Genomic DNA, 8,404 nt, shown 5'->3' on the forward strand with positions numbered 1-8,404 from the left:
ATCGCTCAACGGATAAAAGGTACGGCGGGGATAACAGGCTGATGACTCCCAAGAGTCCATATCGACGGAGTCGTTTGGCACCTCGATGTCGGCTCATCACATCCGGGGCTGGAGCAGGTCCCAAGGGTTCGGCTGTTCGCCGATTAAAGTGGTACGTGAGCTGGGTTTAGAACGTCGTGAGACAGTTCGGTCCCTATCTGCCGTGGGTGTCGGAGTTTTGCGAGGATCTGTCCCTAGTACGAGAGGACCGGGATGGACATACCTCTGGTGCACCGGTTGTCACGCCAGTGGCATGGCCGGGTAGCTAAGTATGGACGGGATAACCGCTGAAAGCATCTAAGCGGGAAACCCACCTCTAAACCAGAGCTCCCTTGAGAGCCGTGACAGACCATCACGTCGATAGGAGGCATGTGGACGGGCAGCAATGTCTGAAGCTAAGCCTTACTAATCGCTCGATCGGCTTGATCTCGACCCCACAAACCGCGCCATGCGCAGCAGCAAGCCTGCTCAAAACAGCAGCTTGACAGCATGCGCCGCAGTTCGATACTCCTCACATCACTTGCACTGAACAAGCATATGCGCTTTTGGGAATGAGCGTCGGTCTTGTGCCTTGGTGACCTGGTGGTCATGGCGAGGTGTCAAACACCCGATCCCATCCCGAACTCGGCCGTGAAAAGCCTCCGCGCCAATGGTACTGCGTCTTAAGACGTGGGAGAGTAGGTCGCCGCCAGGTCACTCAGGCATAAGAGACGCTCAAACAAAACGCTCATGCTTGCATCTTCATCGTCCATCGATCCACAATCAGACATCCGCGGGGTGGAGCAGCCCGGTAGCTCGTCAGGCTCATAACCTGAAGGCCGCAGGTTCAAATCCTGCCCCCGCAACCAAACAAGAAAAAGCCCGCCATGCTGACGCACGGCGGGCTTTTTCCGTTCAGCACTGTCCCACCGGAAAGCGCGACATCCGGCAGCCAAACACATTGCATGGTTTCAAATGCAACGATATGGTTTGCCCAGCCAACCAACGACGGCGGTGCTTCCTTGAGGGTTGGGGCATCGGCCGCGCCTGTGGAGAAACCGGATGTCCAAGAACTTCGCCTCGCATGCCGACCTGGACGAGAAGACCGTCAGTTTCGACAAGCTGTCGGACAACGCCTATGCCTACACCGCTGAGGGCGATCCCAACACCGGCATCGTCATCGGCGACGACGCGGTGATGGTGATCGACACCCAGGCGACGCCGGTGATGGCACAGGACGTCATCCGCCGCATCCGCGAGGTCACCGACAAGCCGATCCGCCATGTCGTGCTGTCGCATTACCATGCGGTGCGCGTGCTGGGTGCGTCCGGCTATGCGCCGGAGCAGATCATCGCCAGCGAGGACACCCGCGACCTGATCGTCGAGCGCGGGGAAGCCGACATGGCAAGTGAGATCGGCCGTTTCCCGCGGCTGTTCCGTGCCGTCGAATCGGTTCCCGGCCTGACTTGGCCGACCATCACCTTCAACGGCAAGATGACGATGTGGCTGGGCTCGCTGGAGGTGCAGTTGCTGCAACTCGGCCGTGGCCACAGCAAGGGCGACACGGTGGTGTGGCTGCCGCAGCAGAAAATCCTGTTCTCCGGCGATCTGGTCGAATATGGCGCCACCCCCTATTGCGGCGACGCCTATTTCACCCATTGGCCGGCGACGCTGGATGCCCTTGCGGCACTGAAGCCGGAGAAGCTGGTGCCCGGCCGCGGCGCCGCCCTGACCACGGCGGATCAGGTGCAGGAGGGGCTGCGCGGCACCCGCGCCTTCACCAGCGAACTGTTCGACCTGGTCAAGCAGGGCGTCGCGGCCGGGAAGGACCTGCGGGCGATCTACAAGGACAGCTATGCCGCGCTGAAGCCGAAGTTCAGCCACTGGGTGATCTTCGACCACTGCATGCCGTTCAACGTCACCCGCGCCTATGACGAGGCGACCGGCCACGTCGATCCCCGCATCTGGACCGCCGAGCGCGACATGGAGATGTGGCGCCAGCTGGAGGGCTGACGCCAGCCTCTCACTTCCGGCCCAGCATCTGGCGGCGGGCGATGGCCCGGTGCAGCTGCATGCGCTGCGACACCGTGCGCAGGCGGGTGCCGCGGGCACCGGGGGCGAACAGCCCGTCCAGGTTCTGGCCGAACATCTCCCAGCTGCGCAGCGGCCCGGTGTCGATGTGCAGGAAATGAGAACGCGGATACCAGCCGACGCCGCCGCGCTTCAGATCCAGGGCGCTGCGATGGGCGTCGGGCAGGCGCGCGGGCAGGGTCACGTCCAGCGCGCGCCCCAGCAGATGCTGGCTGTGCTCCGCCACGCCCAGGCTGCGGGCGGCCAGCATGGCATTGGTCTCCGGCGTGCGGAAGGCCGAGAGGATGGTCGCCTTGGACTGGCCCACCGCCTCCAGAATGTCGGCCAGGAAGTCGAGGGTGCCGACGTCGACCGGCCCTTCCTTGTTGGCGCGGTGGTCGCGCAGGAATTTGGCTAGGTCGGCCATGGCGTCGGGCAGCGGGCCGGAGTCGTCGCGGTAAGGTCCGTCGAAGGTCTCGCCGGTGTGCTCGTTCCTGAGGGTGAGGCGGCGCGGCGCGGCGGGGGCGGCCAGCGCGCGGTCGGACATCAGCACCAGGGCGCCACAGCCGATCAGCAGGCTGCGGCGCTTCAGGGAGAGGGGGGAGGAGGACATGCGGTCAGTCGTTCTTTCGGCGGGTCACCGTCAGGTCAACAAAATGGCGACCGATTCGCAAATGCAAAGTGGCGACGCATGGCGTGGCTGCATGGCAAGCGGGGGACGACGGACCGGCTACAGCAGGCGCTGCGCCTTGAAGCTGGTGTGGCGGCCGCCCTTGCCGATCACCAGATGGTCGTGCACGACAAGTCCGATCGTGTTGCCGGCGCGGACGATCTCCTTGGTCATCTCGATGTCGGCGCGGCTGGGGGTGGGGTCGCCGGACGGGTGGTTGTGCACCAGGATCACGGCGGCGGCCGACAGCTCCAGCGCGCGCTTCACCACCTCACGCGGGTAGACGGGGGTATGGTCGATGGTGCCGCGCTGCTGCACCTCGTCGGCGATCAGCTTGTTCTTGCGGTCGAGGAACAGCAGGCGGAATTGCTCCGTCGGTTCATGCGCCATGGCGGCGGCGCAATAGTCGATCAGCGCCTGCCAGGAGGCCAGCACCGGCTGGTCGATCACCCGCTGCTGCAGGGCGCGCAGGGCCGTCGCCCCGACGATGCGGACGATGGCGACGGCATTGTCGGTGCCGAGCGACACGCCGTCCGCCTTCAGGCCGCGCAGCCGCTCGGGCGGGGCGTTGACCACCCCCCACAGGTCGCCGAAGGTCTGGATCAGCAGCTTGGCCAGCGGTTTCACGTCGCGCCGCAGACTTACGGCGAACAGAACCATTTCCAGAAGTTCGTAATCGTCCAGCGCGTCAGGCCCGCGGTCGAGGAAGCGGCGGCGCAGCCGTTCGCGATGATCGATGTAATGAGGATCGTCGGCAGCAGCCTCATCGCCGGCTTCGCCGACCGGATCGTCTGGAGTGGCCGTGTTGCCGGCCTGCTCCCCCGTGTTCCTGTCGGCTCCGGCATTCGACGCCAGCAGGTCGGGGAAGGGCAGGAGGCCGGCGTTCAGGCCGGCATCATCCATTTCCGTTCCGCCTCCCGCGCTTCCGGTTTTCCGGGTGCGTCCTGTTGTCTTGCGTCCTGCCATCGCTCGTCGCCATGCATATGTATGGCGACGACTATAACGTCTGATCGCGCGAGCGCACAGGGGTAGCGCTCGCGCGGGTGGAGAAAGAGGCCCGGGAGGTCAGTCGGCGAGGCCGGGCTGCCCACCGCCATGCCGTCCCGGCAGCATGCGGGTCAGGACGCCATCGCGGCGGACGAAATGGTGCCAAAGCGCCGCCGCCGCATGGAGGGCGGCGAGGGCGAGGATCAGGTTGGCGCCGAGTTCGTGAATCTCCTTCACCGAGCGGCCGAGCGTGCGGTCGGTCTCGAAAGGGGAGGGGATGGCGAACAGACCGAAGAAGCTCAGCGTGTCGCCGCGCAGCCAGGTCAGCACCACGCCCACCAGCGGAATCGCCAGCATCAGGGCGTAAAGCCCGAAATGGACGAGGTGGGAGGCGCCGCGTTCGGCTGGCGTCATCTCCGACGGCAGGGCGGGGGTGCCGCGGGTCAGGCGCAGCACGATCCGCGCCAGCACCAGCGCCAGCAGGGCCAGTCCGAAGGAGATGTGCAGCCACCAGATCGTGGCCCGCATCGGGTGCCCGCGTTCGTAGAAATCCTCGCCGAAGGTCAGCAGATAGACGCCGACGATCAGCAAGGCGATCAGCCAGTGCAGGGCTTTCTGCGTGGCGCTGTAGGTGGTGGTCATCTGGAACGCGCCTCCGTTCAGGCGGTGATGTTCAGCGTGCGGCCGCGGTTCGGGTCTGCCGGCAGGCTGGGGGCGGCGCTGCGCTGCTCGGCGGCCTGGGCGGCGGCGCTCTCGCCCATGTCGTTGTCGTGGTCGCCGTCGCTGTCGATGCCGGGCGCTGCGGCCGCGGCCGGGCGGCTCTGCAGCGGTGACGTCATCGGCGACGGAGAGGTGAGGGAGGTGGCGGACAGCATCGGCGGTCATCCTGGCAGGGGAAAGGGGTCCCCACCGGTCTAGCCTGCCCAGCTTACAAGGGGCTTACGGGGTGGCTTGCGGCGTGCCGGAGACTGCCGGGATCGGCCGCACTGCGTCGCTTTGCCACGGCAGGGCCGGGAAGCGCAGGGTGAAGCTGGCACCGCCGCCGGGGGTATCCTCGACCGAGATCGTTCCGCCATGTGCCGCCATGGTGCGCGCAACGATGGACAGGCCCAAGCCGGCACCGCCGGTTTCCGTAACGCCGGAACCGGAGCCGCGGTCGCGGCCGCCCTGCCAGAAGCGCTCGAACACATGGGTGCGCTGCTCCGGCGGAATGCCGGGGCCGCGGTCGATCACCCGCAGCAGCGGTTCGCTGGTGGCGGACAGCGCCAGCTCCACACTGACCGTGCTGCCGGCCGGGGCGTGGCAGATGGCGTTTTCCACCAGATTGCGCAGGGCGCGGAACAGCGGGTCGTGGGCGCCGCGCACCGGCAGCGGCCGGTCGTCGCCGATCACCTCGATCAGCCGTCCCTTGGCGAGCGCCAGCGGGGCCAGATGCGCGGCGGTCTCCACCGCGAGCCCGGCGAGATCGACTGAGTCGCCGGGAGCGATGCGCAGGGCGTCCAGCCTCGCCAGATCGAGCAGCTGGTCGACCAGCCGCGCCATGCCGGCGACATCCGCCCGGATCGGGGCGCCGGGAGCGCCGATCAGCGCCAGATGGGCGTCCAGCACCGCCAGCGGCGTGCGCAGCTCGTGCGCGGCGTCGGCGATGAAGCCGCGCTGGGCCTCGTAGCCGGCCTCCAGCCGGTCCAGCGCCTGATTGACCGCGCGGACCAGCGGCAGCACTTCGCGCGGCATCCCCTGTTCCGGCAGCCGTTGCGACACGCTGTCCGGGCCGATGGCGGCGGCGCGGGCCGAGGCGCGGCGCAGGGGTCTCAGGCCGCGATGGATGATGACCAGATTGACCAGGATCAGCACCAGGGCGAAGGGCAGCCAGATCCAGCCGAAATGCTCGATGAACTCCTCAAGCAGCCACTCGATGTGCAGCTCCTCCTCGCCGGAGGCCACCTGGATCCAATAGGGCCGGCCGCCGACCTCGATGCGGTGGCTGAGGCCGTAGAGCGGCGGCTCGCCATTCTGCGCCGGCACGCGGAAGACGCTGCGCGGGAGTTGCGCACTGCCGGGGTCGAGCGGACCTTCCACCCCGGCGGAGCCGAGCAGCAGCCGGCCCTCGCCGTCGACCAGCGCGAAGGAGGCGGCGTTCACCCGCAGCATCGCCTGGACCGACTCGGGCAGCACGGTGTTCGGCCTGTCGTCAGGGGTTCGCACCGCCCTTTCGATCACGCGGATGACGCCGGACAGGGTGCGCTGGCGCATGCGGTCGTGGGTGCCCTTGAACTCGACATAGAGCAGCAGGGCCGTGGTGGCGACCGCCAGCAGCGTGACCAGCACCAGCCAGCGGGCGATGGAGGCCAGCAGGGACGGGGGGCGGGCTGCGTCGGTGCCGCCGCTCATGCGCCGCTCTCTAGCCCATTTTCGGACCCGTTCTCGACCGGGACTTCGGTCAGGATGTAGCCGATGCCGCGCAGGGTCTGGACGCCGGCGGTGGAGCCGGCGGCCTGCAGCCGCTTGCGCAGCCGGTGGATCAGCACCTCGACCGCGTTCGACCCGACCTCCTCGCCGAACCCGTACAGGCCGTTTTCCAGGGCCGCCTTCGAAACCACCCGCCCGGCGCGGCGCAGCAGCAGTTCCAGCGCGTCCAGCTCGCGCCGGCTGAGGTCCAACGGCTTCCCGGCGACGCTGGCCAGCCGGGCGGCCGAATCGAAGGCGAGGTTCCCCTGTTGCAGCACCATGCCCAGCGCCGCCCCCGGCCGACGCAACAGCGCACGGATGCGGGCGACCAGCTCCTCCAGCGCGAAGGGCTTCAGCAGATAGTCGTCGGCCCCCAGGTTCAGCCCCTTGACCCGCTCGTTCACGCCGTCGCGGGCGGTCAGGATCAGCACCGGCGTGGTGTCTGACCGCGCCCGCAGCGCCGACAGCAGAGTCAGCCCGTCGGCATCCGGCAGGCCGAGGTCGAGCAGAATGGCGTCGAACCCGGCAACGGCGAGGGCGGCCGAGGCGTCCTCGGCGCTGTGCACGAGGTCGACGGCGAAACCGGCCTTGCCCAGCCCTTCGGCGGTGAGGGAGGCCAGCCGGCGGTTGTCTTCGATCAGCAGCAGCCGCAAAGCGGGAGGTTCCGGAACCGGTGGTCGGGAAGCGGTGGCCGTGACTTTCCGCCTTTTGCCGTCCGACCGCAAGCCGGGCAGGGATGGGGGAAATCTCCCTCTCCCCGGGAGGGAGAGGGAGATTTTTTCCTGCATCGCGTATCGGACGCAGGTCAGACGATGGCGGTGTCCGGGATGGTGCCGGTCAGCACGGCGCGGACAGTGTCGGCGATCATGTGGCCGGTGCGGATGCGGGCCTCGTCGGTGGTGGCACCGATGTGCGGGGTCAGGATCAGGTTGGGCACGCCGTGGAACGGGTTGCCGGCCGGCAGCGGCTCCGTCGCGAAGACGTCCAGCAGGGCGCCGCCGAGATGGCCGCTCTTCAGCGCCGCCGCCAGCGCCGCCTCGTCGACGATGCCGCCGCGGGCGACGTTGACCAGGATGGTGCCGGGCCTCAGCCGGGCGATCACGTCGGCGTTGACCAGATTGTGGGTCTCCGGCGTGTAGGGCAGATGCAGCGACAGCGCGTCGGCCCTGTCCCAGAGCCGGTCGAACGACACCTTCTCCACCCCCATGCCGGACCAGACCGGATCGTCGGCCGGTACATGCGGGTCGGCGGCGACCACCGTCATGTCCAGCCCTTGGGCGCGGCGGGCGACATGGCGGCCGATGCGGCCGAAGCCGACGATGCCCAGCGTCCGGCCCGACACCTCGCGTCCGATCAGCCGGCCGCGCGGCCATGTCCCGGCCACCACGTCGGGCGTGGCGAAATAGCTGGTGCCGCGGATCAGCATCATCAGCCCGGCGATGGCGAGTTCCGCCACCGAGATCTCGTTGGCGCCGGTGGCCGGCAGCACCGCGATGCCGCGCTGCCGGCAGCCCGGCACGTCGATGTTGTCCAGCCCGACGCCCAGCCGGCCGACCGCCTTCAGGTTGGGGAAGGCGTCGAAGAAGGCACCGCGGATCTCCGTCTCGTTGCGGATGCAGATGGCGCGGGCGCCGCCGCCCATCGCATACAGCTCGTCCAGGCGCCTGTAGAGTGTCTCGTCATAATGGACGTCGAAGTCGCGGCGCAGCTCGTCCACGGCGCTGGGCTGCATGAATTCGGAGATGATGATGTCGGGCATGGCGGAGGCACTTCCGTCGAAAGGCCGGTCAGAGCGTGATGCCGGCGGCGTCGAGATAGGGCTTCAGGTTCAGAAGCTCGATGGTGGTTTCACCGGCGTCCAGCTTGTGGCGGTAGGCCTCCTCGGCGATCTCGCGGGCGGCGGCCTTCTCCAGCGTGTCGGCGGCGAGAGCCTGCGGCACCACCACCACCCCGTCGTCGTCGCCGACCACGATGTCGCCCGGCGAGACCATCACGCCGCCGACCACGACGGTCGTGTTGATGTCGCCCTTGGCGTCGGTCTTGTTGGTGCCCTTCATGTTGGTGCCGCGGCAGAAGACCGGGAAGCCCATGTCGCGGATGGCGGCGGCGTCGCGCACGCAGCCGTCGATCACCAGCCCGCCCAGCCCGCGCGCGATGGCCGACGCGGTCAGAATGTCGCCCCAGGGGCCGGCATCGGTCATGCCCTGAATC

The 8,404-nt window shown here is 68.0% G+C and carries 8 protein-coding genes, 1 tRNA gene, 2 rRNA genes and 1 pseudogene; 4 read left to right on the plus strand and 8 right to left on the minus strand.

The window, feature by feature from the left end:
* The 4 genes from I71_RS06400 to I71_RS06415 all read left to right on the plus strand — a co-directional run.
* A 23S ribosomal RNA gene (locus tag I71_RS06400) occupies positions 1 to 469 on the plus strand; the annotation flags it as partial.
* Between the two features lie 148 nt (positions 470 to 617).
* Positions 618 to 733 (plus strand): 5S ribosomal RNA (rrf, locus tag I71_RS06405).
* A gap of 77 nt (positions 734 to 810) precedes the next feature.
* Positions 811 to 887 (plus strand) — tRNA-Met (locus tag I71_RS06410).
* A gap of 193 nt (positions 888 to 1,080) precedes the next feature.
* Positions 1,081 to 2,031 (plus strand): MBL fold metallo-hydrolase, encoded by a 951-nt coding sequence (locus I71_RS06415; protein ID WP_042692584.1) that lies wholly within the window; start codon positions 1,081 to 1,083, stop codon positions 2,029 to 2,031.
* 10 nt (positions 2,032 to 2,041) lie between these two features.
* Here the strand turns inward: I71_RS06415 and I71_RS06420 are convergent, their stop codons facing one another.
* From I71_RS06420 to I71_RS06455, 8 genes and pseudogenes are all read right to left on the minus strand, one after another.
* Complete coding sequence (locus I71_RS06420; protein WP_049975959.1) at positions 2,042 to 2,701, minus strand: DUF882 domain-containing protein; 660 nt, start codon at positions 2,699 to 2,701, stop codon at positions 2,042 to 2,044.
* A 117-nt stretch (positions 2,702 to 2,818) separates the two neighbouring features.
* Positions 2,819 to 3,661 (minus strand): DNA repair protein RadC, encoded by an 843-nt coding sequence (gene radC / locus I71_RS06425; RefSeq protein WP_307188972.1) that lies wholly within the window; start codon positions 3,659 to 3,661, stop codon positions 2,819 to 2,821.
* A gap of 162 nt (positions 3,662 to 3,823) precedes the next feature.
* A complete protein-coding gene (locus I71_RS06430) occupies positions 3,824 to 4,387 on the minus strand; it encodes a cytochrome b (RefSeq protein ID WP_042692587.1) in 564 nt (187 codons plus the stop codon).
* A gap of 17 nt (positions 4,388 to 4,404) precedes the next feature.
* A complete protein-coding gene (locus I71_RS06435; protein WP_042692590.1) occupies positions 4,405 to 4,620 on the minus strand; it encodes a hypothetical protein in 216 nt (71 codons plus the stop codon).
* 64 nt (positions 4,621 to 4,684) lie between these two features.
* Positions 4,685 to 6,136 (minus strand): ATP-binding protein, encoded by a 1,452-nt coding sequence (locus tag I71_RS06440; RefSeq protein ID WP_049975960.1) that lies wholly within the window; start codon positions 6,134 to 6,136, stop codon positions 4,685 to 4,687.
* Positions 6,133 to 6,846: a response regulator transcription factor gene (locus I71_RS06445; protein WP_042692595.1), complete on the minus strand. Its 714-nt coding sequence runs from the start codon at positions 6,844 to 6,846 to the stop codon at positions 6,133 to 6,135. The genes I71_RS06440 and I71_RS06445 overlap by 4 nt, the downstream gene beginning before the upstream one ends.
* Before the next feature lie 152 nt (positions 6,847 to 6,998).
* Positions 6,999 to 7,952 carry a hydroxyacid dehydrogenase gene (locus I71_RS06450; RefSeq protein ID WP_042692598.1) on the minus strand — a complete coding sequence of 318 codons (954 nt, stop codon included), beginning with the start codon at positions 7,950 to 7,952 and terminating at the stop codon, positions 6,999 to 7,001.
* Between the two features lie 28 nt (positions 7,953 to 7,980).
* Positions 7,981 to 8,404: pseudogene (locus tag I71_RS06455) on the minus strand (4-hydroxy-4-methyl-2-oxoglutarate aldolase); the annotation flags it as partial.

Source organism: Azospirillum sp. B506 (assembly GCF_000333595.1).
Classification (GTDB): Bacteria; Pseudomonadota; Alphaproteobacteria; order Azospirillales; family Azospirillaceae; genus Azospirillum.